Consider the following 26210-nt stretch of genomic DNA (forward strand, 5'->3'; position numbering starts at 1 on the left):
CGGGAGACCCGATGAGCCGCGGTGATCAGACCCGGCGGGTGTGGACGCTACGGGGGGCGAGCACGGAGTACACCGTGGCGGTGCCGGAGGTCCCGGAGCACGGACGCTGGCTCGAACTCGTCGCCTGGGGTCCGCACGGCGTCAGCGACGGCCCCTCCCCCGTCGGCTACGACGGACCGACCCCGTTCCTCACCGCCGGTGACGCCGCCCCGATCGAGTACGCCACCGACGCCAACCGCCCGTTCACCGGACCGGATCTCGTGGTCGAGACGGCCACCGGCGACCGCCGGGTCTCCTGGCGTTGGAGCCACACCGAGGCCGACGCCGACCAGCGGCAACTCACCGTCGGCTTCGCCGACCCGGTCACCGGGCTGCGCGCGGTGATCCGCTACGAGATACCGGCCGGCACCGACGTCGTACGCCGGTGGGTCGAGCTGACCAACGACGGCCCCGCGCCGCTGCGACTGGTCCGGGCCGGCTCGGCCGGGTTCTGCGTACCCACCCCGCACGGTGCCCGGCTGAGCTACCAGTGGGGGCAGTGGGCCCAGGAGTTCCAGCTCGACCACGTCGACCTCGGCCACGGGGGCTTCACCATCGGCAGCGCCCAGGGTGTGCCGGGACACCTCTACGTTCCGTGGCTCGCCGTCCGGGACAACGCCGAGCCGGACGGCCCGACCTGGGGCATGGCGCTGGCCTGGACCGGTTCGTGGGAGATCACCGCCGACCGGGACACCGGTGGCCTGACCCGGGTACGGGTCGGCCGGAACCTGCCCGACGGCCCGTTGGACCTGCCCGCCGGTGCCAGTCTCACCCTGCCGGTGGCCGCCGGTGCCTACAGCCCGGACGGGTTGGACGGGCTGGCCCGGGTCTGGCACACCTACCAGCGTCAACTCGCGGGCGAGCGGCTCTCACCCCGGCCGGTGCTCTACAACTCGTGGGAGGCGACCTACTTCGCGGTCGACGCGGACAACCAGCTCGCGCTGGCCCGGATCGCGGCCGACCTGGGTGTGGAGACCTTCGTGGTCGACGACGGGTGGTTCGTCGGGCGCCCGGACGACCACGGCGGGCTGGGCGACTGGACCCCGGATCCGGCCAAGTTCCCGGCCGGCTTCGACAACTTCGTCAAAGAGGTACGCGCACTGGGCCTGAACTTCGGGCTCTGGGTCGAACCGGAGTGTGTCAGCCCCCGCTCGAAGCTCTACGCCGAACACCCCGACTGGGTGTACGCGATCGACGGTCGACCGATCACCCCGGTCCGCAACCAGTACCTGCTCGACCTCGGCCGGCCCGAGGTCGCCGAGTTCGTCCACTCCACCGTGGACGGTCTGCTGCGCCGGCACGACATCGGCTACCTGAAGTGGGACTTCAACCGGCCGCGTACGGAACCGGGGCGGGGCGGCGCGGGTGGTCGGGTGGACCTGGACGGGGCCCACGTGGCGAACCTGCACCGGATCTACCGGGACCTGCGCCGGGACCACCCGCACGTGGTGATCGAGGCGTGCGCCGGTGGCGGTGCCCGTACCGACCTGGCGATGGCGGCACTGTCCGATGTGTTCTGGCCCAGCGACAACACCGGCCCACTGGACCGGCTGGCGATCCAGTACGGCTTCCTGCACGCCAACGCGCCGCACCTGCTCAGCTCGTGGGTGACCGACTCCCCCGGACTGTTCGACCCGCGTCCCCGGTCGCTGGCGTTCCGGTTCGTGCTGGCGATGGCCGGGGTGCTCGGCATCGGGGCCGACATCCGGCACTGGAGTCCCGAGCAGCGTACGGAGGCCGCCGCCTGGATCGCCCGCTACAAGGAGATCCGCGAGATCGTCATGCACGGCACCGTGCACCTGATCGGCGGGCCGGACCAGTCCCGCTGCGCGGTGCAGTACACCTCCCCCGACGGCGGCACGGTTGTCGTGCTGGCCTGGCACACCGGCCGGCTCGACGGTGCGGGACTGCTGCCGTCCCGCCCGGTCCGGTTGCCCCTGCGCGGGCTCGACCCGGCGGCCCGCTACCGGCACGACGAGCGGCACTACTCCGGCAGTCATCTGCAGTCGGTTGGCCTTCCGGTGCACTGGACCGCGACCCACGACGCCGAACTGGCCGTCCTCCAGCGCGTCTGACGGGGGCGGCAAGGGCTCCCTCCCGTACGGGTGGGAGCCCTTGCCACTCGTACCCTCGTGCCGGAACGAGAGAAACGCTCGCGATCGGCCGGGAGCCGCGTGGCCGGGCCAATTTGATCGCGAATTTCCGGGCGTGTCCCTTGAGGATTGCCCGAATAGGAACCAATATAGGTGGTTTGAGACGGCAATCGGGCAGGAATCCGCGACGTTCCGTCGAACTAGTCGTTGGTACGGGTGAATCGGCTCACGCCAACAGGCGATCCACGGCGTGAGCGCCTAGCGTCCGGAACGGCCCTCATCACGGCCGGAGCACTTCCATACCGCTTTGCCCGGTACTTCGGGCCTGTGGCCGGCAGTTCAGGCCGCACCGCCCGAGATACGCATGTGAGCACCGGGCCGACATTGGAGCGATCCTGAACGTACGGCATCCGCTGCACCGATTCGCAGCTGGTACCACCGTCCTGACCGTCACCGCCCTCTGGCTCCCGCCGGCAGCCATCGGGGCCCGACCCGAACCGGAAGAACGCTCGACAGTCGAGACCAGCGCCGCTCTGGAGGCCTCAGCCGAGGCCCGACTGCTCGCCGCCGAACGCGCCGATCGCGCGGACCGGCTACCCAGGATTCCACCGGCACTCCCCGCCACACCGACGGCCACGGCGACGACGCCACCGAAGGCGAAGGCAACCAAGGAGAAGGCGAAGACCCCCAGCAGGGGCACCGCCAGTACGCCGAAGAGCACAAACTCCACCGCGCCGGCGCGGAAGAAGTCCACCGGCACCCCGAAGCCGGGTACCACGGTGAAACCCCCGTCCGGCGCCGCCGGAACGGTCGTCTCGTACGCGCTGGCCCAGGTCGGCAAGCGCTACGTCTACGGAGCGTCCGGCCCGAACAGTTTCGACTGCAGTGGCCTGGTCGCGGCAAGCTACGCCCGGGTCGGCATCAAGTTGCCGCACCAGAGCGGAGCGATCGCCAGCCGCGGCCGGCGTGTCCCAGCCGGGCAGTGGATGCCCGGAGACGTCATCTACACACCCGGTCACGTGGCCATCTACCTGGGCAACAACAGGATGGTCGCGGCGACGAAGCCCAGCACGGGGGTACGGATCGGCACGGTCCGGGGCGGAACCGCGTACCGGTTCCTGTAAAGCCCGGTAGGCCGATCGGCAAGACGGACCAACACGTGGTGCCCGGAGCAGTGCTGCTCCGGGCACCACCCCGTTCCCGGCCCGTGACACCAGGAGTGGCGGGCGCCGGTGATCCGGCGGGCCCGCCACGACCACAAAGACCACAACGAACTCCGCGACCGCAATCGTGACCCGAGTCACTCGGACCGGAAGCATCTACGCAACCCAGTGGAAACGCTGCGGCAACAGATGCCGATCCCGGCCGAGGAGACAACGATGACAGACGTTCGAGGCACGGCGGGACTCCGATCCCGTGGCGGCCCGTACTCACCCGGCCGTGGATCGGCGGTCCGGCGCCGCGCCGCCGCGCTGGTGTGCGTACCGCTGCTGGCCCTCGGGACCGTCGGCTGCGCCAAGGACGGAGACGACGCCGGCTCGGACGCGGCGGTGAAGTACCCGACCAGCACCCTGGAGCTGATGGCACCGGCCGCACCCGGCGGCGGGTGGGACAGCACCGCACGGTCGCTGCAGAAGGCGCTGACCGACAGCAAGCTGGTCACCGAGTCGGTCGAGGTCTACAACGTGCCCGGCGCCGGTGGCACGCTCGGCCTGTCCCAGCTCGTCACGAAGAACAAGGGTGACTCCCACCAGCTGATGGTCACCGGTCTCGTGATGATCGGCGGCGTGGTGACCAACAAGTCGCCGGTCAAGCTGAGCCAGGTCACGCCGATCGCCACGCTCACCGCCGAGCAGGAGGTGATCGTCGTCCCGACCGACTCGAAGTACACCACCCTGCAACAGCTCATGGCCGACGCCAAGTCGAACCCCTCGTCGATCAACTGGGGTGGCGGTTCGGCCGGCGGCACCGACCAGATCCTGGTCGGCCTGCTCGCCAAGGCGGCCGGCGCGGATCCCAAGGCGATGAAGTACATCGCCTACTCCGGCGGCGGCGAGTCCAAGGCGGCACTGCTCTCCGGTGACCTGACCGCGGCCGTCTCCGGCGCGAGCGAGTACTCCGACCTGGTCGCGGCCGGCAAGCTGCGCGCCCTCGCGGTCTCCGGCCCGACCGGCATCGACGTCGGCGCCGGCAAGCCGACCCCGACGATCAAGGAATCCGGGTACGACGTGGAGCTGATGAACTGGCGCGGGCTGGTGGCGCCACCCGGGATCAAGGCCGGTGAGCGGGCCGCCATCATCAAGCTGATCGACGACCTGCACTCCTCGGCGCAGTGGAAGCAGACCCTCACCGACCAGAAGTGGGAGGACTTCTACCGCAGCGGGGACGAGGCCAAGGCGTACTTCGAGAGCGAGAACACCCGGATCACCACGGTCCTCAGCGAGATCGGCCTGGCCGGTTAATGGCTCTGCCGACAACTGACGCACAGGGGAGGGTGGACCCGCGGGTCGCCCTCCCCCGGGCGCCGTGGGGACCCCGGATCCTCGGCGCCGTCCTGCTGGTGGTGGGACTGTTCCTCGCCTGGACCGCGTACGACTCGGCCGAGGGCGACTTCTCGGCGGACGGACCATGGCTGGCGCCACTGGTGGTGACGGCCGGCTGGGTGGTCCTGTCCGCCTGGTACCTGGTCAGCCAGTTCGTCCGCCCGGCAGGCTCGGCCGACGCCACCCCGACCACAGTGGAATCGACCGACGGCGTGGATCCGGCGCTCCGAACGGAAACGGTCCGCGAGCCGGCATCGGCCGACGGAACCGGTCCGGCCGACAAGGAACCGGGCGCCGGTACGGAACTGGCCGACGGTACGAACCTGCCCGACGGTACGGAGCTGGTCGACGAGACCGAGGCGACCGGGCCGGTGCAGGGGCTCACCCCGGTCCTGCTCGGCGTGGCGCTGCTCGGTTACGTGTTCGTCCTCGACCCGGTCGGCTTCGTGCTCGCCTCGGCGGTCTTCTTCGTCGCCGCCGCCCGGATCCTCGGCAGCCACCACTCGGTCCGGGACGTGCTGGTGGCGGTGCCCCTGGTCCTCGCCATCTATCTCGGCTTCACCCAACTGCTCGAGATCTCACTGCCGTCCGGAGTGTTGCCGCTGTGAACGTCTTCGGAGACCTGCTCAGCGGCTTCGGCACCGTGCTGGAGCCGCAGTACCTGCTCTACGCCGCGATCGGGGTCACCCTCGGCACCTTCGTCGGGGTACTGCCCGGCATCGGTCCGGCGCTGACCATCGCCCTGCTGCTGCCGGTCACGTTCAGCCTGGACGACCCGATCGGGACGTTCATCATGTTCGCCGGGATCTACTACGGCGCCATGTACGGCGGCTCGACCACCAGCATCCTGCTGAACACCCCGGGTGAGTCGGCCTCGGTGGCCACCGCCATCGAGGGTTACCAGATGGCCAGACGGGGTCGGGCCCGTGCCGCCCTGGCCACCGCGGCGATCGGCTCGTTCGTCGCCGGGACCATCTCCACCCTGCTGCTCACCCTCTTCGCCCGGCCGGTGGCCGCGCTGGCGGTCGAGTTCCGGGCGGCGGACTACTTCGCCCTGGCCCTGCTGGCCATGGTCGCGGTCACCGCACTGGTCGGCCGTTCCCTGGTACGGGGGCTGCTCTCGCTCAGCCTGGGGCTGTTCCTCGGGCTGGTCGGGCTCGACGGTCTCACCGGCCAGGCCCGGTTCAGCTTCGGCACCCTGGAACTGCTCGACGGCATCGACGTCGTGGTGATCATCGTCGGGCTCTTCGCCATCGGCGAGACGCTCTACGTGGCGAGCCGGCTGCGGCAGCTGCCCGAGCACGTCACCCCGCTGGAGCCGGGTCGGGGCGGCTTCGGCTGGCTCAGCCGGTCGGACTGGTCCCGCTCCTGGCGCCCGTGGCTGCGCGGCACCGCGGTCGGCTTCCCGTTCGGCGCCCTGCCGGCCGGTGGCGCCGACATCCCCACCTTCCTCTCCTACACCTTCGAGAAGTACCGCTCGAAGAACAAGGCGGAGTTCGGCAAGGGCGCGATCGAGGGGGTGGCCGGTCCGGAGGCGGCGAACAACGCCGCGTTCTCCGGCGTACTCGTGCCGCTGTTGACCCTGGGTATTCCGACCTCGGCCACGGCGGCGGTGATGCTGGCCGCGTTCCAGATCTTCAACCTGCAACCCGGCCCGCAGTTGTTCGACAAGTCACCGGAGTTGGTCTGGGCGCTGATCGCGTCGCTCTACGTCGGCAACGTGCTGCTGTTGGCGCTGAACCTGCCGCTGATCCGGCTCTGGGTGAAGGTGCTCCAGATCCCCCGCCCGCTGCTGTACGCGGGCATCCTGGTCTTCGCCACCCTCGGTGTGTACGCCGCCTCGAACGACATCACCCAGGTGCTGATCGCGTACGGGATCGGGGTGATCGGGTTCTTCATGCGGCACTACGACTTCCCGATCGCACCGGTCATCCTCGGCGCCATCCTCGGCCCGATGATGGAACTCCAGTTCCGCCGCACCCTCGTGCTCAGCAACGGGGACCTGAGCGTCTTCGTCACCCGCCCGCTGACCGCCGTACTGCTGTCGCTGGTGGTCCTGGCGGTGGTGGTCCCGTACCTGCCGAGGATCATCGCTCGGCTGCGGGGCAGGTCGGCCAAATCGGTGCAGCGTCTGGCCTTCGGCGAGGACGACTGAGACGGCACCGCCTCAGGCTCCGCCGGTCCACCGGTAGCGACGTTCCGGTCGGCCGGCGGAGCCGTACCGGAGGCTCACCCCGGCCTTGCCCGTACCGACGAAGTGCTCCAGGTAGCGGCGGGTGCTGACCCTGGACAGCCCGACCCGCTCGGCGCACTCGGTGGCCGACAGGTCGCCGTCGGCCTTGCGGAGCGCCTCGGCGACCAGGTCGGCGGTGGGCCGGGTCAGCCCCTTGGGCAGTTCGACCGGGGGTGCCGGGCGGAGCGCCACGAAGAGCCGGTCGACGTCGTCCTGGGCCACCTCGCGGGACCCGGCGAGCCCGTGGTGGGCGACCGCGTACCGCTCCAGCCGGTCGCGCAGGGCGTCGAAGCTGAACGGCTTGATCAGGTAGTGGACCACTCCGCTGCGCAACGCGGTCCGGATGGTGTTGACGTCCCGCGCCGCGGTCACCGCGAGTACGTCCACCACCGCGTCCCCCTCGCGCAACCGGCGCAGCACCTCCAGGCCGGAGACGTCCGGCAGGTAGATGTCGAGCAGGACCAGGTCCGGCCGGAGCCGGTCCACCTCGGCGAGCGCCTCGGCACCGGTGTGCGCCACCCCGACGACGGCGAAGCCCGGCACCCGGGTGACGAACCCGCACTGCACCTTCGCCACCATGAAGTCGTCGTCGACCACCAGCACCCGGATCATGCCGACACCCCTACCACCAGCGGCAGCCGGGCCACGAACGACGACCCGCGTACCTGCACACTGCCGCCCCGGTGCTGGCAGATCAACCGGATCAGGGCCAGGCCGAGGCCGTGGTGACCGAGCGACTCGTCCTTGGTGCTGTAGCCCTGCCGGAACACCTCCTCGACCAGCTCCTCCGGTACGCCCGGCCCGGAGTCGCTGACCGTCACGTGGACCTCGCCGTCGTGCACCCGTACCCCCGCCTCCACCCGGCCGCCCGGCCCGATCGCGTCCAGCGCGTTGTCGATCAGGTTGCCGATCACCGTCACCAGGTCACCGGCGAGCCGTTCGTCGACCACCGGGAGGTCCGAGTCGGCGGCGATCACCAGTTGCACACCCTGCTCGGCGGCGAGGCTCGCCTTCGCGATCAGCAGGGCGGCCAGCGCCGGATCCCGGATCAGGCTGGTCACGTCCCGGTTGAGCGCCTCGTGCACCTGGCTGGCCCGGGTGATGTAGCGGACCACCTCGTCGTGCTCGCCCAGCTCCACCAGCCCGGCGATGGTGTGCAGCCGGTTGCTGAACTCGTGCGCCTGGGCCCGGAGGGTGTCGGTGGTGTGCCGGCTGACGTCGAGTTCGCGGCGCAGCGCGGTCAGCTCGGTCCGGTCCCGCAGGGTCGTCACCGAACCGACCCGGCGCCCCCGTACCAGCACCGGCCGGCGGTTGAGCACCAGCACGCGGTCGTCGCTGAGCACGATCTGGTCCACCCCGCTGACCCGCCCGGTGAGTACGTCCCGCAGCCGGGGCTCCATCGGCTGGGCGTGCAGCGACTGCCCGACCGGCGAGGCCGGCAGCCCGAGCAGGCGTACGGCCTCGTCGTTGACCAGGGTGACCCGGTCGGCGGCGTCGGTGCCGAGCACACCTTCCTTGATGCCGTGCAGCATCGCCTCCCGGTGCTCGACCAGGCCGGTGATCTCGTCGGGTTCCAGGCCCAGCGTCTGCCGTTTCACCCGACGGGCCAGCAGCAGCGACCCGGCCACCCCGAGCACCCCGCCGAGCAGCAGGTAGGTGAGCAGGTTGGTGACCCCGGCGGCGAGCTGTTCGGGCAGCGTGGGGTAGACGTGGCCGACCACGATCAGGCCGAGGAAACCACCGTCCCGCTCGTCGAGTACGGGCACGTGCGCGACCAGCGCCTTGGACCCGTCGTCGACCACACCGACCCAGGACCGGCCGGCAAGCCCGTCGCTGGTGCCGAGGACAGCGGGTGTGCCCGCGTCCGGGCCGGTGACGAGTTTGCCGGTGGCGTCGGTGATCAGCACGTACGAGGCACCGGAGACCGCTCGGGCGCTCTCCGCGACCGAGGCCAGCGCCTCCTGTCCGGTCGGGTCGCCGAGCCCCAGCCGCACCGTACGGTTGATCGCCGCGTTCTCCCCCACCGACCGCAGCCGGGCGCCCTCCTCGCGCCGGAACGCGGCGTCGGACTCGGCGATCGACACCGCCGCGACCGCGCCGACCACCAGCAGCACGATGCCGAGCTGGAGCAGCAGGAACTGGCCGGCCAGGGACATCCGCTGACGCATCGCTCCTCCTCCGCCGGGGGGTCGGGCACGCACACGACGCCGGGACGGGCTGGGCCGGACCCGGATGGGCGTGGTGGGAAGCGTCCGCCCGACCGGCGCCGGAGTCAACCGCAAACTACCCGAGGCCCGGCTGGTGACAACCGGCCGTCGGACGAGCAGGATCGTCAGGTACCTCCGCCGGACGTCAGGTATCCGCACCGGACGGCTCACCGGCGGGACGAACCGGCAGAGGAGGATCGAAATGCGACGGCTGAGGCGCTCGGTCGCGTTCGGCCTCGCCGTGCTGCTGGTCGGCGTACCGGGGTGCGGCACCGGGCGGCCCGCCGGTGAACTGTCCGAACTGCGGGTGCTGGTGCCCAACGCGCCGGGCAGCGGCTACGACGTCACCGCCCGGATCGCCGCGAAGGCGCTCGAGGACGCCGGGGTGATCCGCGGGGTGGAGGTGTTCAACCTGCCCGGCGGCGGGGGCGTGGTCGGGCTGCGACGGCTGGGTTACGAGCGCGGCAACGGCCGGCTGATGATGCTGATGGGGCTCGGGGTGGTCGGCAGCCAGTACACCGGAACCGCCCAGGTGACGCTCCAGGACACCACGCCGATCGCCCGGCTGATCGAGGAGCCGGCGATCGTGGTGGTCACCCGCGAGTCGCCGTACCGGGACCTGGCCGAGCTGATCACGGCCTGGCGGGCGGACCCGGCGGCCGTACCGGTCGGTGGCGGGTCCTCGGCCGGCGGCCCGGACCACCTGGCCCCGATGCTGGTCGCGGACGCGGTCGGCATTCCACCCCGCAGGGTCTCCTACCGGCAGTACGACGGTGGCGGCGACCTGCTCGCGGCGATCCTGCACCACCAGGTCGCGTTCGGTGTCTCCGGGCTGAGCGAGTACGCCGACCAGATCACCTCCGGGCAGCTACGGGTCCTCGCCGTCACCAGCGAACACCGGATCCCCGGCATCCTCGCCCCGACCCTGCGGGAGCAGGGGGTCGACGTGGTGTTCAGCAACTGGCGGGGCATCGTCGCCCCGCCCGGACTGGCCGAGCGCGACGTGCTGGCGATGCGGGACGCGGTCGCCCGGTTGCACGACTCGGCGCAGTGGCGGACCGCCCTGACCAGGTACGGCTGGACCGACGCCTATCTGGACGGCGACGCCTTCGGCGACTTCCTGCGTACGGAGAACGACCGGCTCGACCACCTGCTGGGCGGGCTCGGCCTCACGGGCACCCGCACCGGCTGAGGGCTGACCGGTCAGTCGCTCACCACCGGACCGTCGTCGGTGGTGTCATCCTCTCTGCCCGGCCCGATCCGCATGCCCTGGTCGTCCTCGGACTCGACGCTGTCCGGGCGGTAGGGACCGATGCCGGAGAACCGGCCGGCACCGTGCCTGCGCAGGATCGCCTGCTCCACCACGTTCACCACGATGATCACGGCGGACAGGGTGACCAGCGCCGCCAGGGAGGGAATCAACGTGGCGACGGGGAAGAAGACCAGGCAGGCACCGGCGGCCAGCAGCCGACGCCAGGCCACGGTCCGGTGCAGTCGCCAGTGGGTGTAGGCGAAGGTGCCGAGGAACAGCGCGGATCCGCCGTAGAGCAGCGCGGCGTCTCCCATCCGCATCCCGGTCTCCGGCGTCCGGACCACCTCCGCCAGGCCGACGGAGATGACGATGATCCCGCAACTGAACCCCAGGTGCGCGTAGAGGAGGATCGCCCGCCGTACGTCGCTGCTCCCCTCGGACTGGACCACGGCCCGGCGGAACGCCCAGAGACCGTGGATGAAGTAGGCCCACCAGAGCCCGCAGGCGAGCGCGTACGACCCGGCGACCGCCAGGATCCGGTACCAGGTCAACGGCAGGCTGGAGGCGACCGCGCCGACCTGCACCACCGATTCGCCGAGTACGAGGATGAGCAGCAGCCCGTACCGGTGGGTGTAGTGCACGGGCCGGACCCGGAACCTGGCCAGTTGCCGGCGCAGCGCCAGCGGGCTGAAGATGTCCATCGCCGAGGCGGTCGCCCAGAGCACGATCCGGGCGGTGCCGTCGACGATCCCGCCGATCAGCAGCAGCGGCCCGGCGATCACCGCACCGACCCCGTACGGGCCGACGAAGAAGCCCCGCCACTCCCGGAAGTTGTTGAGCGCGAAGCCGGCGAGCAGCGCCCGGATGATCAGGTAGCTGACCCCGTAGAGCAGCCCGCGGTCGTCGAACGCGCCGGGGATGGCGAGGGCCAGGACGAGATTGCCGAAGCCGAGCGTGAAGATGACCACCCGGTCGCGGACGTTGCCGATGTCGCGCTGGTTGGCGTAGATGGTGACGCCGACCCACGCCCAGTACATCGAGATGAACAGGATGAGCGCCTGGGCGACGCCCAGCAGGTCGTGGTCGCGGAACAGTTCGGCGGTGATCTGGGTGACCGCGAAGACGAAGGCCAGATCGAAGAAGAGTTCTTCCCAGGTCACCCCCTTGTCCGACTGCCGCTGCCGCACCGAATCAACATACCGATCACGGTGCGTCGTCGGAGCCGGAGCGATCAGATCACTATCGTGGCGGGATGCCCGAACGAGACCCGTCCGTCGATCCGTCCGAGGGTCGACCCGACGGCCCGGCCGGTGGCCCGCTGCACGGTGTACGGGTGGTGGAACTCGCCGGGATCGGGCCGGGCCCGTTCGCCGCGATGATGCTGGCCGACATGGGCGCGGACGTGGTCCGGGTGGACCGGGCCGCCGACGTGCACCCGGAGCGGTTCGGCACCCCGCATCCGGACGTGCTCAACCGGGGGCGCCGCTCGATCGGGCTGGATCTGAAGGCCGACGGCGCCCGGGAACTCGTACTCGATCTGGTGCGTGGCAGCGACGTACTGCTGGAGGGGTTCCGTCCGGGGGTGACCGAGCGGCTCGGCCTCGGTCCGGCCGACTGCCACGGGGTCAACCCGCGCCTGGTCTACGGGCGGATGACCGGCTGGGGGCAGGACGGTCCGAACGCCGGGTACGCCGGACACGACCTCACCTATCTCGCGCCGACCGGGATCCTGCACGCCATCGGCCGGGCAGGCGAACGGCCGGTGCCGCCGCTCAACCTGATCGGCGACTTCGGTGGCGGCGGGATGATGCTCGCCTTCGGGGTGGTCTGTGCCCTGCTCGACGTACGGGCCGGCGGTGCCGGGCAGGTGGTCGACGCCGCCATCGTCGACGGCGCCACCCTGCTATCGACCGCCCTGCACGGGTTGCGCGGGCTCGGGATGTGGCGCAACGAGCGGGGCGCGAACCTGCTCGACGGCGGGGCACCCTTCTACGACACGTACGAGTGCGCCGATGGCCGGTTCGTTGCCGTCGGTGCGCTGGAGCCGCGGTTCTACGCCGAGCTTGTCGCCCGTACCGGCTTCCGGCCGCCGTCCGGGACCCGGCAGGACCGGTTCGATCCGGCCTCCTGGGCGGTTGACCGGGCGGCCTGGGCGGAGCTGTTCCGCAGCCGGACCCGGGACGAGTGGGCCGCGCTGCTGGAACACGGCGACGCCTGTGCCGCCCCGGTGCTCGACTGGGACGAGGCACCGGACCATCCGCACCTGGCCGCGCGCGGGGTGTTCGTTACCCACGCCGGTGCCGTCCAGCCCGCTCCGGCCCCCCGGTTCAGCCGTACGCCCGGCGCGATCCGCCGCCCGCCGCCGCACCCCGGCGAACACACCGACGAGATCCTCACCGACCTGGGCCTGCACCCCACCGCCATCGCCCACCTGCGCGAGGCCCGGACGGTCGCCTAGCTCGGCAAGGGGCCGGGCAGCGGTACGGCGGTGCCGGTGACGGCGATCCCGGAGGTGGGGTCCGCCGGGATGCCGACCGTGAGCACGCTGGGGCGGCCGAGGTCGGCGCCCTGGTAGACGGTGACCATCGCGGGCACGGTGACCAGCCCCAACTCGCGCAGGTAACCGCCGAACGCGGCCGCGGCGGCACCGGTGGCCGGATCCTCGAACACCCCGCCCGGCGGGAACGGGTTGCGCGCGTGGAACACCTCCGTCGACTCCCGCCAGACCAGGTCGACCGTGGTCCAGTCGTGGCGTGCCATCAGGGCGGCCAGCGTGGGCAGGTCGTAGTCCAGGTCGGCGAGCCGCTGCCGGGTCGCCGCCGCGATCACCGGGTGCCGGGCACCGGCGTACGCGACCCGTGGCGGCAGGGTCGGGTCGAGGTCGGCCGGATCCCAGCGCAGGGCCGCGAGCAGTTCGGCGAGGTCGGTGGCGTCGATCGGATCGGTACGCGGGGCGACGCTGATCAACGTCGCCGTGGTCGTACCGTCCGGGGCGGCGGCGGTGGTCACGTCGACCCGACCGGCGCGGGTGTCGAGGTGCATCCGTCCGGTGCCGTGCCGTTGGGCGTACGCGGCGGCGGTGGCGATGGTGGCGTGGCCGCAGAACGGCACCTCCGCCAGCGGGCTGAAGTAGCGGATGTCGAAGTGGTCGTCCCCGCGCGGCAGCAGGAAGGCGGTCTCGGAGTAGCCCACCTCGGCGGCCACCCGGAGCATCTCGGCACCGTCCACGCCGGTCGCGTCGAGCACCACTCCGGCCGGGTTGCCGCCGCTCGGGCTGGTGCTGAAGGCGGCGTACCGCTGGATTTCCATGATCGCGACCCTACGCGCGGGGTACGGGAGCGGCGACGGCCAATCGCCGTCCACTGGCTCGACGGACCCGCCCGGCAACCGGCAAGGATCCCCTGCTCGCGCCGCCGATGCCGGTGAGTACGAGAATGGTTCATTTTCACTCATCGTCTACGTTGCGAACACACCCCGGATTGTTGACAAACTTGAATGTATCGGGGGCCGTCGGTGGTCACTCCCAACCGATGCCGGCGGTCGCCGGACGACGACCGCGGGCAGGCAGATCACCGATCACGAGTCAACCCCGAACCCCTCCGTAGGCACCCATCCGCAGCCCTGGTGACGCCCGCCCCACGGCAGTCGGCTCCCATCCGCGTCAGCCTCCTTCCCTACCGCGACAAGTTCGGTTCGGACGGCACCACGATGGCAGTTCTCGCCGCACGCCTAAGGAGAGACACCATGCGGCTGATCCTCTTCAACACCCTGATGGGCGCTTGCGCCGGCATCGCTCTGCTCCTCGTACCGCGCTTCTGGGCGGTGGTCCGGGGTGAACGACCCCCGCTGCTGCTGCTCGGCAACCAGCCGGTCAGCCCGAGCGGCTGGGCGGCGACGTTCGGCATCCTCGGATTTGTCCTCACCTCGCTCGGCTTCGTCACGACGGTCTGGCATCCCTCCGCCCCCGCCAAGGACTACATCGACACGATCTTCGGCGAGCCGACCCTGCTGCTGGGCGTCATCCTGCTGGCCGCCGCCTGGTATCTCGGCCGGCGGCCGGACGGCGAGGAACTGGACCCGGTGGCGCTGCGGGCGGTGCTCGCCCCGGTGAGCTGGGTGGTGTTCTGGCTCGGCGTCATCCTGGTCTGGTGCACCCTGGCCATCATCCGGTTCAACGTCGTCGGCGCCGCTCCGGCGGAGGAACCGATCACCGGGCTGTTGCACGACTGGCCGATGGTGGAGAACCTCTTCTTCGCCCTGCTGCTGTACGGCCCCGCCGCGATCGGCTGTCTGCTCTTCCCCGTCGCCGTACGCGGCAACGGCCGGGTCTCCTGGCTCATCCTCTACTGGTGCTGGACCGTCGCCGGTTTCGGATTCGCCCTGTTCAGTGCGATGAACTTCTACACCCACACCGGAATGTTGATCAACCTCGGCACGGAGGGCGCCGACTACCGGTGGTGAGCGGCACCGACCCCGCGTGAACGCCCGGGGGCCGCCGGGTTCGCCCGGAGGCCCCCAGGATCGGTTGATCTAGCTGATCTAAGCTGGCCGAATCCGGGCCGGAATACCGGCCAAGGTACGGCGAATACGCGGAAATCGGGAGCCACCATGTACGACGCGATGCTCGCGGAGACGGTCACCCTCGCCGGGGCGGACGGGGACGAGATCGAGGCCTATCTGGCCCGCCCGCTGGGCCCCGGCCCGTACGGCGCGGTGGTGGTGATCCACCACATGCCCGGCTACGACGAGGCGACCAAGGAGATGACCCGTCGCCTCGCCCACCACGGTTACCTGGCCGTCTGCCCGAACCTGTACAGCCGGGAGGCGCCCGGCGCGAGCCCGGACGACGCGGCCGCCGCCGCCCGCGCCAACGGCGGGGTGCCGGACGTACGGCTGGTCGGTGACGTGGCCGGCGCGGCTGCGTACCTGCGGGGGCTGACGTCCAGCAACGGCAAGGTCGGCGTGATCGGGCACTGCTCCGGGGGCCGGCAGTCGTTCCTGGCCGCCTGCCAGTTGCCGCTCGACGCCGCGGTCGACTGCTACGGCGCGTTTGTCGTCGGTACGCCCCCGGAGGGCATGCCGGCGACGTTCCAGCCGCTGCTGGGCATGGCCGACCGGCTCTCCGCCCCGCTGCTCGGCCTGTTCGGTGCGGAGGACAAGTACCCGTCGCCGGAGCAGACCGAGGAACTGGAGCGGGAACTGACCCGGCTCGGCAAGACCTTCGAGTTCCACACGTACGAGAACGCCGGGCACGCCTTCTTCGCCACCGACCGGCCCAGCTACCGCCCCCAGGCGGCGGTCGACGGCTGGCAGAAGATCTTCACCTGGTTCGACCGCTACCTGAGCGCCTGAGGAGCCGGACATGTGCACCTACGTCACCGAGAAGATCGAGATCGACGGCAGCGGAAAGGGACCGACCGGCTGGTTCGGTCTCACCGGCGCCACCGTGTACGTCGACCACCCCGTGCACGCCCCGTACGAGCACACCGTGAACATCGATCTGGTGAATCCGGCCGCCGGTCCGGGCGCCCGGGTGGCGGTGGAGTTGACCGAGGAGTCGGCGCTGGCCCTGATCGCCGCGATCCAGGCGGCACTGGCCAGCGCCCCGCCCGGACTGGCCAGCGCGCCGCGTCCGGCGTCCTGATCCTCGGGAAGGGTCGGATCCGGTGCGGCGGAGCGGCGCAACCCGGAAAGTAAGCTTTTCCGCAGGCCTCGCCGCCGCGACCGGACGATCCGCGCTGATCGCGACCTATTGATCCGAACTGATGAGGACCCGGTGACCCAGACTGTCGACAACACCGCACAGGATCCCGCGGCTGCCGCCGCCCCGCTCTCCGCGCAGACCGGGCCGTACTTCGGCCGGTTCGGTGGGCGGTTCGTGCCCGAGGCGCTGATCGCGGCGCTGGAGGAACTGGACGCCGCGTACACCACGGCACTGGTGGATCCGGAATTTGTCGCCCAGCTCGACGAGCTGCACCGCAGCTACTCCGGCCGGCCGAGCATCCTGACCGAGGCGCCGAGGTTCGGCCAGCACGCCGGTGGTGCCCGGATCATCCTCAAGCGCGAGGATCTGAACCACACCGGATCACACAAGATCAACAACGTCCTGGGTCAGGCGCTGCTGACCGTACGGATGGGCAAGACCCGGGTGATCGCCGAGACCGGCGCCGGACAGCACGGGGTCGCCACCGCGACCGCCGCCGCCCTGCTCGGCCTCGAAGCCGTGATCTACATGGGCGAGGAGGACACCCGGCGACAGGCGCTGAACGTGGCCCGGATGCGGTTGCTGGGCGCCACCGTCATCCCGGTCACGGCGGGCTCGCGCACGCTCAAGGACGCGATGAACGAGGCCATGCGCGACTGGGTCACCAACGTGCACAACACTCACTACCTGATCGGTTCGGTGGCCGGGCCGCACCCGTTCCCGTCGATGGTCCGCGACTTCCAGAAGATCATCGGGATCGAGGCCCGGCAGCAGGTGCTCGACCTGGTCGGCCGGCTGCCCGACGTCATCTGCGCCTGCGTCGGCGGCGGGTCGAACGCGATCGGGATCTTCCAGGCCTTCCTCGACGACACCGAGGTCGAACTGGCCGGGTTCGAGGCGGGCGGCGACGGCGTCGACACCGGCCGGCACGCGGCGGCGATCAGCGGCGGCGCGCCCGGAGTGCTGCACGGCAGCCGCTCCTTCATCCTCCAGGACGAGTTCGGCCAGACCGTGGAGAGCCACTCGATCTCGGCCGGGCTCGACTATCCGGGCGTCGGTCCGGGGCACTCCTGGCTGCACGAGATCGGTCGGGGCCGCTACGAGGCGGTGACCGACGCGGACGCGATGGAGGCGTTCCTGCTGCTCTCCCGTACCGAGGGGATCATCCCGGCGATCGAGAGCGCGCACGCGCTGGCCGGTGCGCTCCGCGAGGGGCGCCGGCTCGGTCCGGACGGGGTCATCCTGGTCAACCTCTCCGGTCGCGGTGACAAGGACGTCGACACCGCCGCCCACTACTTCGGTCTGCTGGACGGCGCGCCCGCGCCGGACGCCACCTCCGCACCGGCCGGGTCGGCCGACGCGGCGCACGGAGAGGACGCGGCCAAGTGACCGTCCGTACGACCATCGAGAAGGCTCGGGCCGAGGGCCGCGCCGCACTGATCGGTTACCTCCCGGTGGGTTTCCCCGACGTCGAGACCTCCGTTGCCGCGATGCGGGCGATGGTGGCCGGTGGGGTGGACATCGTCGAGGTGGGCCTGCCGTACTCGGATCCGCTGATGGACGGTCCGGTGATCCAGCGGGCCACCGAGGCGGCGCTCGCGGCCGGTACGCAGACCGGGGACGCGTTCACCGCCGTACGCGGGGTGGTCGACGCCGGTGCGCCGGCGCTGGTGATGACGTACTGGAACCTGGTCGACCGGTACGGCGTGGACCGGTTCGCCACGGACCTGGCCGCCGCGGGCGGCTCGGGGCTGATCACGCCGGACCTGATTCCGGACGAGGCCGCGCAGTGGCAGGAGGCCTCGGACGCGCACGACCTGGACCGGGTCTACCTGGTGGCGCTGACCTCCACCCCGCAGCGGCTGGCGATGACGGCGAACGCGTCGCGCGGTTTTGTCTACGCGGCGTCGTTGATGGGTGTGACCGGTGAGCGCAACTCCGTCGGTGCGGGCGCACGGGACCTGGTCGAACGGGTGAAGGCGGTCACCGACGTACCGGTCTGTGTCGGGCTCGGGGTCAGCAACGGTGTCCAGGCCGCGCAGGTCGCCGCCTTCGCCGACGGCGTCATCGTCGGCTCGGCCTTCGTCCGCGCCCTGATCGACGCGCCCGACCGCCAGTCCGGCATCGCCGCCGTGGAAGCCGTCGCCAGGGACCTGGCCGAGGGCGTCCGCTCGGCCTGACCCCTCGCACGTGGGGTCGAAGGTCGGTGATCCACCGCCCTTCGACCCCGGCATGCAACTCAGGGCTCCCGCTTCGCTACCCGGGTCCAGCCGGTCCAACCACGCTCGGCGATCAACTCCCGCAGCCGCGCGACGGCGGGATGGGAGGCCTCGGCGAACGAGTCCATCAGGCCGACGAACGCCGCGTCGGGCGTGACCTCGTCCTGCCGGTCCAGGTCCCCGTTGGCCGCGGCCTCCTCGAACAGCTCGCTCATCAGGTCGGCGGTCTCGCGCAGCAACTCTTCGTCCTTCCAGTTCTCGGCGATCCGGGCGATGAGCCGGTAGAGCCGGAGGACTTTCGGGTCGGCCAGTTGGGCCACCTTCTCGGCTATCACCACCGGGATCACTTCCGGTCGTCGTGCCGCCATCAGGATCCACGCGTCGCGTTCAGCCTCGATGAGGGCGGTCGGCGCGCCGGTGGCACGCAGGCGGTCCAGGTAGTCGACCACCTCCTCGGGGACCGCCAGGGAATCGCCGGAGCCCAGCCGCGCGATCCGCCGCCGGTGCTCCTGCAGCGCGCGGATCTGCGTACGCAACTGCCGGTCGACCTCGGCGGTCGCGGCGGCAAACGTCTCGGGGTCGGCGTCGAGCAGCTCCCGGACCCGGGCCAGTGGCACGCCGGCCTCGGCCAGGGTCCGGATCCGGATGAGCCGCACGACCTCGACCACGTCGTACGTCCGGTAGCCGGAGGCGTCGCGCTCCGGCTCCCGAAGCAGTCCGATCTGGTGGTAGTGCCGCACCGCACGGATGGTCACGCCGGCGTAGGACGCCAGCTGTCCGATCGTCAGCATGGCTTCAGCCTGCACCAGGAGGACGCATTCTCAACTGATCCTGCGCCGGTAGATGGCCATGGCGACGCCGTACGCGACGACGAGGAGGCCGGCACACCAGGCGAGGGCGATCCAGACGTCCCCGCCGACCTGCTGCCCGGCGAACAGGCCCCGGATCGTGTTGACGATGGACGTCACGGGCTGGTTCTCGGCGAACGCGCGTACGGGGCCGGGCATGCTCTCCGTCGGTACGAAGGCCGAGCTGACGAACGGCAGGAAGATGAGCGGATAGGAGAACGCGCTCGCGCCGTCCACCGTCTTCGCGGTCAGGCCCGGGATCACGGCGAGCCACGTCAGGGCCAGCGTGAACAGCATCGTGATGCCGGTGACCGCCAGCCAGCTCAGCACGCCGGCTCCGGACCGGAAGCCCATGACGAGGGCGACCAGGACAACCACCACCAGCGAGATCAGGTTGGCGATCAGCGAGGTCAGCACGTGCGCCCACAGCACGGACGAGCGCGCTATCGGCATGGACTGGAACCGCTCGAAGATGCCGCCCTTCATGTCCAGGAAGAGGCGAAATGCGGTATAGGCGATTCCCGAGGCGACCGTGATGAGCAGGATGCCGGGCAGCAGGTAGTTCACGTACCTGCCCGACCCGGTCTGGATCGCACCGCCGAACACGTAGACGAACAACAACATGAATGCGATCGGCATGATCGCGGTCGTGATGATGGTGTCCGGGCTGCGGCTGATGTGGCGCAGGGACCGCCCGAGCAGGACGGCGGTGTCGCCGATAAAATGCTTGGTCATCAAGGGTCCTCAGCTGTTCGTGCCGTCGGGGCTGGCGGCGCCTACCCTGCTGTCAGTGCCGTGATCACCGACGATGGCGAGGAAGACGTCCTCGAGGGTCGGCTGCTTCTCGACGTACTCGACGGTGGCGGGCGGGAGCAGTTGCTTGAGCTCGGCGAGGGTGCCGTTGGCGATGATGCGCCCCCGGTGCAGGACCGCGATCCGGTCCGCGAGCTGTTCGGCCTCGTCGAGGTACTGCGTGGTGAGCAGCACCGTCGTGCCCTGCCCGGCGAGTTCCCGGACGGCCTGCCACACCTCGAGACGCGCCTGTGGGTCGAGCCCGGTCGTCGGTTCGTCGAGGAATATCACGGGCGGGTTCCCGATGAGGCTCATCGCGATGTCGAGCCGGCGGCGCATGCCACCCGAGTACGTCGACGCCTTCCGGGTGGCCGCGTCGGTCAGCGAGAAGCGGGCCAGCAGGTCATCCGCGATCCGGCCCGGTTCCCTGAGATGCCGCAACCGAGCGACCAGCACCAGGTTCTCCCGCCCGCTGAGGATCTCGTCGACGGCCGCGAACTGTCCCGTCAGGCTGATGGACTCCCGCACGCTCGCCGCCTGCGTGGCGACATCGAACCCGTTGACGGCGGCCGTCCCCGCGTCCGGCTTGAGCAGCGTGGACAGGATTCTCACGACCGTGGTCTTGCCCGCCCCGTTCGAGCCGAGCAGGGCGAAAATGCTCCCCCGCGCCACGTCGAAGTCCACGCCGCGCAGCACATGCAGATCCTTGTATGACTTCTCCAGGCCCTGGACCTGGATCACAGGCCCGCGAATTTGCTCGATCGTTGTCTGAACATCTCTGGACATGACGCCAGCATGCGGGGTTGACGCTGCGTCAGGGTCAAGCCCGAAAGCAGGTCAGGTCGTCTGCTCAGGTCCGGCTGCGGAGGCTCCGTGCCAGCGTGGGGATCATCACCGCCGCAGGGACGAGGTGTAGCGCGAGCAGCGCGGTGGTGGTCGCGGCGTTTGCCCCGACGAGAAGGGGCGGGACCAACGAGATCGCGGTCAGCGACACCGCCGTCCACACGAATCGCTCGGCGGGGCGAGCGCTCCAACGAAGAAGGACGACGGCAATGACGACGCCCACGATCGAGAAGACTCCGGTCACCACGGCGAACCCGGACAACGGGATCGTCTCGCCACCATCGGGGATCTCGAAGTCGACGCCGACGGCCTGGGCGAGCGCGGCGGCTAGGGTGGTGGTCAGCATCGCCGCGAGCGTGGCGACGAAGCCGGTGCCGGCGAGCCCGCCGAGCCGGTGGGTGCGCCTGGTCCGGCCCGATGCCGGGCCCGCGACGACCCCGGTGTCATCCATGCTGCTCATGCCGCTCATGCCTCCGTGCCGAGCGCCGGCAGGCGTTCCGGCAGCCCGAGCCGCGGGAACTGGTCGTCGTGGAACGTGACGATCTCGGTGATCGCCCCGCCGGTGACGCGCAGAACGTCGATCGTCAGCGGCAGGTACGCGCCCTCCTGCTCCCGCCACAGGTAGAAGGCGACGGTGGGCTGGCGGTTCACGGCGGTGGGGACGGCGCGCAGGTGCCCCAGGTCCTCGAAGCCGTCCGCGATCCAGTCGTTCACCACCGCGTCACGGCCGACGCACAGGCCCGGCGTGGGCGGCATCGAGCAGCGGACGTCGTCCCGCAACAGTGCGGCGAGCCCGTTCACGTCCGTGGCCACGCTGGCGTCGGTGAAGCGGCGTACCAGCTCACGCGTCCCGGCGTCCTCCTCGCCGCCGGTCCAGTCCTGCCGCTCGGCGGGCAGGTGCTCCCGCATCCCGGCGCGGGCCCGCTGCAGGGCGCTGTTCACGGAGTTGACGGAGTCCCCGAGGAGCTCCGCGACGTCCTTCGCCGGCCAGCCGAGCACGTCCCGCAGGATCAACACCGCCCGCGGGCGCGGCGCGAGGTGCTGGACCGCCACCAGGTACGCCAGCTCGATCGTCTCCCGCGCAACGGCGACGCTCTCCGGCTCGTCCGCGTCGCCCGCGGGCAGCTCGTCGAGCAGCCGGTCCGGGTAGGGCTGCAACCACAGCACCTCGCCGCCGGTCGCAGGCTCCGGGCGGCACCTGGCGAGCAGGTCCAGGCAGGCGTTGGTGGCGATCCGGTACAACCAGGCCCGGAACGTCGACCGCCCCTCGAAGGTCTCCCGCCGCCGCCAGGCACGCAGGAACGTCTCCTGCACGGTGTCCTCGGCGTCCTCGAACGACCCGAGCATCCGGTAGCAGTGCACGTGCAGCTCCCGCCGGTGCCGCTCCGCCAACCCCGAGAACGCCCGCTCGTCGACCTCACCCAGACCGCTCACGCCCAGACCGCTCACGCCCAGGTCCTCCAGCCGCGTGTCCGCACCCATCACATCATCCTTCCGTCTCGTCATGCCCCGTCGTACATATGACGGGGGCGAGCGGAAAAACTCATCACCAGGGTCGGGCGGGCCAAGCCATTCAGACGCTGCGTACCGCGGGCTCGCCGGCCTCCCACCACGCGAGAACTCGCAGCGCTCTGAGGGTGTTCCAACGGCTCGGCAGCCCCTTGCCCTCGTCGAGGGCGAAGTGGACGCGACCGGGGTGGACGTGGTCGAGCAACCAGCGCCCATCCGGCAGTTGCTTCGACCGCACCACTGCTATGGCCTCGGACATGCGGATGTCCGGCTCGGTGCCGGCGCGCCGGAAGTAGTCGAGCGCGCGGAGAACGTCATAGTGCCAGTAGTACGGAAAAGCGAACTCCGGATAGGCGGGCTGCACGACCTCGCCGGTGCTTCGCCGCCGGAACAGGCTCCGTTCGAGCAGGTAACTCTCGGCACTGCGTCGTGCCTCGCGTACTGCGGCGGACCCGCCGGTCGCGCGTTCGAACCCGAGCAGTCCGTCCAGCACGTTGATGGTCGTGTCGAACGACGAGCGCACCGACCCGTTCTCGGCCTCGCAGTTCCATCCTCCGTCCGCGAGCCGCTCCTTCAGGATCCGATCGACGATCGGCGCCACGTCCACCCCGAAGTAGGCGCCGGTCTCGATCGTCCGGCCGTTGATGCACGGCTCGACCTCACCGTCGAAGAACCGCTGCCCGGCGTGCTCCCACCGCGCGTGCTCGGCAACGAGCGCGACAGCCCGCCGCGCCGCCTCGGACGTCGGATCGAGCCCGAAGATCTGCAGGGTCTGCAGGGTGTGCATCGTCGTGGTCCACGGTTGACCCGGTTCGTCGCCGGTGTAGGACGCCGGGAAGAGGGCGCCGCCGTCCCACAACCCGTCGGCGCCGGCCAACTCCAGCAGGCGAGCACCCCATCCCTCGTGGGCCACCTGCGCCCGTTCACCGGCCACCTCCCGAGGTGACGCGTCGGTCAGATCGGACAACACCTGCCACCGCACCGCAGGATCGGAATCGAGCAACCAGTCGAGCACGTCCACGAGCCATAACTCCTTACTCGATGCCGGAAACACCCACTCCGCCAACCGGTCACGTCGCGGCTACTCGGAGGTCAACTGCTGCGTCAGCCGATCCAGGCCACCCTTGATCAGCCGTCCGTACTCATCATCACCAAGCACGGTCGCATTCTGCCCCAGGACCATCGACGGAGCAGACCCCGCGCCGGAGCTGAAGGAGCCAGGCGGCAACCGGACCGGGACGGCGCGATGCCGGCCCGGACCGTGCTGGTCCGGGCCGGCAGCGTGGGGTCAGACGGTGGCGTAGACCTCCAGCTCGGAGAGCTGGGCGGCGGGCCAGCCGGTGTTGGCGGTGAAGACCACGCGGACGTACCGGGCGGTGGTCGCGGGGAGCGGGACGGTCGCGGTGTTGCCGCTGGCGGGGTTGAAGGTGACGCTGCTCGGGCCGGCGACGGACGTGAAGGTCGAGCCGTTGGTGCTGCCCTGCACGGTGACGGTCTGGTTGCGGGTCGCCCAGGCCGATGACGGCGGCAGCTTCAGCACGACCCGGCGGACCGGGGTCGCCGTACCGAGGTCGACCTGCACCCACTGCGGGAAGGCGTTGCTGGGGCTCTCCCAGTAGGTGTTCGGGTTGCCGTCGACCACGTTCGACGAGCCGTAGACCTGGACGTGCCCGCTTTCGGCGGTGGGCCGGTTCGCCGCCAGGTTCGTGGTGGGCGGCGGGGCCGCGTCGGTGGTGACGGACACCGTGTTCGACGGCGACGAGACGTTGTTCGCCCCGTCCAGCGCGACCACCGAGAAGCTGTACGCGGTGGCCGGGCTCAACCCATTCACCGTGTACGACGTACCGCTCGGCGAGCCGACCACGGTGCCGCCCTGGCGTACCTGGTAGCCGGTCACCCCGATGTCGTCGACGGAGGCGGTCCAGGCGAGCGAGACACTGGTGGCGGTCTTGGCGGTGACGTTCAGCCCGCCCGGTGCGCTCGGCGGGGTGCCCGGCTCGCTGATGACGCCGCCGTACACCTCCACCTGGGAGAACTGCGCCGCCGGCCAGCCGGTGTTGGCGGAGACGGTGAGCCGCAGGTACCGGAGGTTGGCGGTGGCGAAGTTGACGGTGACCGTGTTGCCGGTGCCGGGGTTGAACAGGTAGCCGGTGGGGCCGACGACGGTGGAGAAGGTGGACCCGTTGGTGCTGCCCTGCACGGTGATGGTCTGGGTACGGCTCTCCCACCCGGTCGGCAGCCGCAGCACCACGCGGTTGACGCCTGCGGCGGCACCGAGGTCGACCTGGAACCACTGCGGCAGGCTCCCGCTGCTCTCCCAGTAGGTGGACGGGTTGCCGTCCACCGCGTTGCCCGGCGGGTACGGGCCGTTCTGGCTGCTGGCGGTGGTCGGCTTGCCGGCGGCGAGGTTGATCGGTCCGGGGCCGGGACCACCGCCGACAACCGGCTGGGTCGGGCGGACCGGGGTGAGGGCGAGCTGCCCCTTGAGCATCCGGCCACCGTCGGCGGTGATCCGCAGGTAGTAGTCGGAGGAGCAGGCCGTGCCGTCCTCGTCGAGTGCGCGGATGCCGGTCCCGGCCGGCACCCAGGCGGCTGTCTCGGCGGTCTTGGCGATCTGGTTGCCCTCGTTGTACTCGTCGAACATGGAGACGTAGAGGCCCTGTGCGCCGACCCGGATCATGTTGTAGAGGTGTCGCCAGTAGAAGTCGCCGTGGTAACGGTGCCCGGAGGACAGGTCACCGGGCATGACGCAGGGTTGGTAGTCGATCCCGTGGGCGTTGCAGTCGGCCTGGTCGGGGACGTTGACGTTGTTGTAGAACCAGTCCAGCCCGTCCAGGGTGCCGGTCCGGCCGACCATCCACGGCGAGATCATGTTGAAGGCGTGGTAGACGTCGAGGAAGCCGGGCCGGGAGTCGTTCACCCCGGTACGCCAGTAGGTCGGCACCCCGCCGATCACGTAGCAGCCCTGTGCCTTGAACCAGTTGATGACCTCGAGGCAGGGTGCCGGCGGGAACGGCCGGCCGCTGTCGTTGAAGCCGAAGCCCCAGATGCAGACCACCGGCTTGCCGTTCTGCCGCGCGTACGCCGGTGACGCGGTGAGGGCGGACATCTTCGTGGTCCAGTCGGTTTTCAACTCGGACTGGAAGTTCGTCCAGCTCGTCACGTCGTACATGATGTAGAACTTGCGACCGAACCGTTCCGCCGCGCTGCGGACCTTGACCGCCATGGCGTCGCGGGTGGGGCCCTCGTCGCCGAACGGGTTGAAGCGTTGCAGGGCGGCGGTGTCGCAGTTGTGTTCCTGCATCCACCGGAAGTGGGTGTCGACGGTCTGCTGGTCGTAGGAGGAGAACAGCGCCGCCGGCTGGCCGTTGCCGAGGTTGGGGTACGCGGTGTTGTAGGTCCGGGTGTACTCGCGGTTGTCCGGCCAGGACACGATAGTGGTGTTGCTCGGCGACGGGGACTGGAACCGGTCGCGGCTCCAGTGCCACCAGCCGCCGATCGGCGCCCCGTCGCCGGGGGCGGAGAACCAGCCCTGGTAACCCACGGAGATCTTGCCGACGACGTCGCCGGGCGGGCTGGCCGCGTACGCCGGCCGGGCGGCGGCGGCGAGCAGCTCTGACGTGGATACCGCGGCCAGCGCCGAGCCGGCCACGACCGATGACATGAACCTGCGGCGGGAGACTGCCATGGGTGCACTCCCTTTCGTGAAGGAGCGGGATCGGTACCGCGTCGTACCGGGGCGAGGGTGAGACAGGCGCGCGCCGGGGTGCCGGCCGCGGGGCGTCCGCCCACGGGCCGATCACGGTCATCCTGCCAGCTTTGTTCACATGACCGCAATACAAGGATCGATGTATGAAACATTTGGACGGGGTGGAGCAAAATCACGACCATCACCGTCCCTCGTGGCCGCCGGACGGCGACCCGCGAT

Annotated in this window: 23 protein-coding genes; 12 read left to right on the forward strand and 11 right to left on the reverse strand. The window is 70.5% G+C overall.

What is annotated here, in order from left to right:
* The first annotated feature begins 11 nt into the window (after positions 1–11).
* The 5 genes from OIE47_RS35090 to OIE47_RS35110 all read left to right on the forward strand — a co-directional run bounded on the left by OIE47_RS35090 (position 12) and on the right by OIE47_RS35110 (position 6830).
* Positions 12–2114, forward strand: coding sequence for an alpha-galactosidase (locus tag OIE47_RS35090; protein ID WP_326558843.1), 2103 nt, complete (start codon positions 12–14; stop codon positions 2112–2114).
* Positions 2115–2911: 797 nt separating this feature from the next.
* Positions 2912–3256 carry a C40 family peptidase gene (locus OIE47_RS35095; RefSeq protein ID WP_326558844.1) on the forward strand — a complete coding sequence of 115 codons (345 nt, stop codon included), beginning with the start codon at positions 2912–2914 and terminating at the stop codon, positions 3254–3256.
* A 255-nt stretch (positions 3257–3511) separates the two neighbouring features.
* Complete coding sequence (locus OIE47_RS35100) at positions 3512–4594, forward strand: Bug family tripartite tricarboxylate transporter substrate binding protein (RefSeq protein ID WP_326558845.1); 1083 nt, start codon at positions 3512–3514, stop codon at positions 4592–4594.
* A gap of 32 nt (positions 4595–4626) precedes the next feature.
* On the forward strand, positions 4627–5283 hold the full coding sequence (locus OIE47_RS35105; RefSeq protein WP_326558846.1) for a tripartite tricarboxylate transporter TctB family protein: 657 nt from the start codon (positions 4627–4629) through the stop codon (positions 5281–5283).
* Entirely contained in the window at positions 5280–6830 is a 1551-nt protein-coding gene (locus OIE47_RS35110) for a tripartite tricarboxylate transporter permease (protein WP_326558847.1), read from the forward strand. The genes OIE47_RS35105 and OIE47_RS35110 overlap by 4 nt, the downstream gene beginning before the upstream one ends.
* A 12-nt stretch (positions 6831–6842) precedes the next feature.
* Here OIE47_RS35110 and OIE47_RS35115 read toward each other — a convergent pair whose 3' ends face one another.
* Both OIE47_RS35115 and OIE47_RS35120 read right to left on the reverse strand, forming a co-directional pair.
* On the reverse strand, positions 6843–7520 hold the full coding sequence (locus tag OIE47_RS35115; RefSeq protein ID WP_326558848.1) for a response regulator: 678 nt from the start codon (positions 7518–7520) through the stop codon (positions 6843–6845).
* On the reverse strand, positions 7517–9076 hold the full coding sequence (locus tag OIE47_RS35120; RefSeq protein ID WP_326558849.1) for a sensor histidine kinase: 1560 nt from the start codon (positions 9074–9076) through the stop codon (positions 7517–7519). The genes OIE47_RS35115 and OIE47_RS35120 overlap by 4 nt, the downstream gene beginning before the upstream one ends.
* Positions 9077–9317: 241 nt before the next feature.
* Here OIE47_RS35120 and OIE47_RS35125 point away from each other — a divergent pair, with 241 nt between their 5' ends.
* Positions 9318–10307 (forward strand): Bug family tripartite tricarboxylate transporter substrate binding protein, encoded by a 990-nt coding sequence (locus OIE47_RS35125; protein ID WP_326558850.1) that lies wholly within the window; start codon positions 9318–9320, stop codon positions 10305–10307.
* 11 nt (positions 10308–10318) lie between these two features.
* On the opposite strand, the gene OIE47_RS35130 is transcribed toward OIE47_RS35125, so the two are convergent.
* Positions 10319–11554 carry a low temperature requirement protein A gene (locus OIE47_RS35130; RefSeq protein ID WP_326558851.1) on the reverse strand — a complete coding sequence of 412 codons (1236 nt, stop codon included), beginning with the start codon at positions 11552–11554 and terminating at the stop codon, positions 10319–10321.
* Positions 11555–11619: 65 nt separating this feature from the next.
* Between OIE47_RS35130 and OIE47_RS35135 the strand changes: the two genes are divergently transcribed.
* The gene (locus OIE47_RS35135; RefSeq protein WP_326558852.1) at positions 11620–12825 is read left to right on the forward strand and encodes a CaiB/BaiF CoA transferase family protein; all 1206 of its coding nucleotides are present in this window, start codon (positions 11620–11622) and stop codon (positions 12823–12825) included.
* On the opposite strand, the gene OIE47_RS35140 is transcribed toward OIE47_RS35135, so the two are convergent.
* Positions 12822–13676 carry a PhzF family phenazine biosynthesis protein gene (locus OIE47_RS35140; RefSeq protein WP_326558853.1) on the reverse strand — a complete coding sequence of 285 codons (855 nt, stop codon included), beginning with the start codon at positions 13674–13676 and terminating at the stop codon, positions 12822–12824. The two genes, OIE47_RS35135 and OIE47_RS35140, sit on opposite strands and share 4 nt — an antisense overlap.
* A 435-nt stretch (positions 13677–14111) precedes the next feature.
* Between OIE47_RS35140 and OIE47_RS35145 the strand changes: the two genes are divergently transcribed.
* The 5 genes from OIE47_RS35145 to trpA all read left to right on the forward strand — a co-directional run bounded on the left by OIE47_RS35145 (position 14112) and on the right by trpA (position 18251).
* Positions 14112–14828, forward strand: coding sequence for a DUF981 family protein (locus OIE47_RS35145; RefSeq protein WP_326558854.1), 717 nt, complete (start codon positions 14112–14114; stop codon positions 14826–14828).
* A 147-nt stretch (positions 14829–14975) separates the two neighbouring features.
* A complete protein-coding gene (locus OIE47_RS35150; protein ID WP_326558855.1) occupies positions 14976–15719 on the forward strand; it encodes a dienelactone hydrolase family protein in 744 nt (247 codons plus the stop codon).
* 10 nt (positions 15720–15729) lie between these two features.
* Positions 15730–16011: a DUF6295 family protein gene (locus tag OIE47_RS35155; protein ID WP_326558856.1), complete on the forward strand. Its 282-nt coding sequence runs from the start codon at positions 15730–15732 to the stop codon at positions 16009–16011.
* A gap of 132 nt (positions 16012–16143) precedes the next feature.
* On the forward strand, positions 16144–17460 hold the full coding sequence (gene trpB / locus OIE47_RS35160; RefSeq protein WP_326558857.1) for a tryptophan synthase subunit beta: 1317 nt from the start codon (positions 16144–16146) through the stop codon (positions 17458–17460).
* A complete protein-coding gene (gene trpA / locus OIE47_RS35165; RefSeq protein ID WP_326558858.1) occupies positions 17457–18251 on the forward strand; it encodes a tryptophan synthase subunit alpha in 795 nt (264 codons plus the stop codon). Before trpB ends, trpA begins: the two co-directional genes overlap by 4 nt.
* A gap of 59 nt (positions 18252–18310) precedes the next feature.
* On the opposite strand, the gene OIE47_RS35170 is transcribed toward trpA, so the two are convergent.
* The 7 genes from OIE47_RS35170 to OIE47_RS35200 all read right to left on the reverse strand — a co-directional run bounded on the left by OIE47_RS35170 (position 18311) and on the right by OIE47_RS35200 (position 25970).
* Positions 18311–19081, reverse strand: coding sequence for a MerR family transcriptional regulator (locus OIE47_RS35170; protein WP_326558859.1), 771 nt, complete (start codon positions 19079–19081; stop codon positions 18311–18313).
* Positions 19082–19111: 30 nt separating this feature from the next.
* Positions 19112–19873 (reverse strand): ABC transporter permease, encoded by a 762-nt coding sequence (locus OIE47_RS35175; RefSeq protein WP_326558860.1) that lies wholly within the window; start codon positions 19871–19873, stop codon positions 19112–19114.
* Positions 19874–19882: 9 nt separating this feature from the next.
* Positions 19883–20716: an ABC transporter ATP-binding protein gene (locus tag OIE47_RS35180; RefSeq protein WP_326558861.1), complete on the reverse strand. Its 834-nt coding sequence runs from the start codon at positions 20714–20716 to the stop codon at positions 19883–19885.
* Positions 20717–20780: 64 nt separating this feature from the next.
* Positions 20781–21242, reverse strand: coding sequence for a DUF6069 family protein (locus OIE47_RS35185; protein ID WP_326558862.1), 462 nt, complete (start codon positions 21240–21242; stop codon positions 20781–20783).
* Positions 21239–22255 (reverse strand): RNA polymerase subunit sigma-70, encoded by a 1017-nt coding sequence (locus OIE47_RS35190; protein ID WP_326558863.1) that lies wholly within the window; start codon positions 22253–22255, stop codon positions 21239–21241. The genes OIE47_RS35185 and OIE47_RS35190 overlap by 4 nt, the downstream gene beginning before the upstream one ends.
* Positions 22256–22346: 91 nt before the next feature.
* Positions 22347–23303: a hypothetical protein gene (locus tag OIE47_RS35195; RefSeq protein ID WP_326558864.1), complete on the reverse strand. Its 957-nt coding sequence runs from the start codon at positions 23301–23303 to the stop codon at positions 22347–22349.
* Positions 23304–23570: 267 nt separating this feature from the next.
* Positions 23571–25970, reverse strand: a complete 2400-nt coding sequence (locus OIE47_RS35200; protein WP_326558865.1) for a discoidin domain-containing protein — start codon at positions 25968–25970, stop codon at positions 23571–23573.
* Positions 25971–26210 lie beyond the last annotated feature (240 nt).

The organism is Micromonospora sp. NBC_01796 (genome assembly GCF_035917455.1).
In the GTDB taxonomy this organism is placed as follows: Bacteria; Actinomycetota; Actinomycetes; order Mycobacteriales; family Micromonosporaceae; genus Micromonospora_G.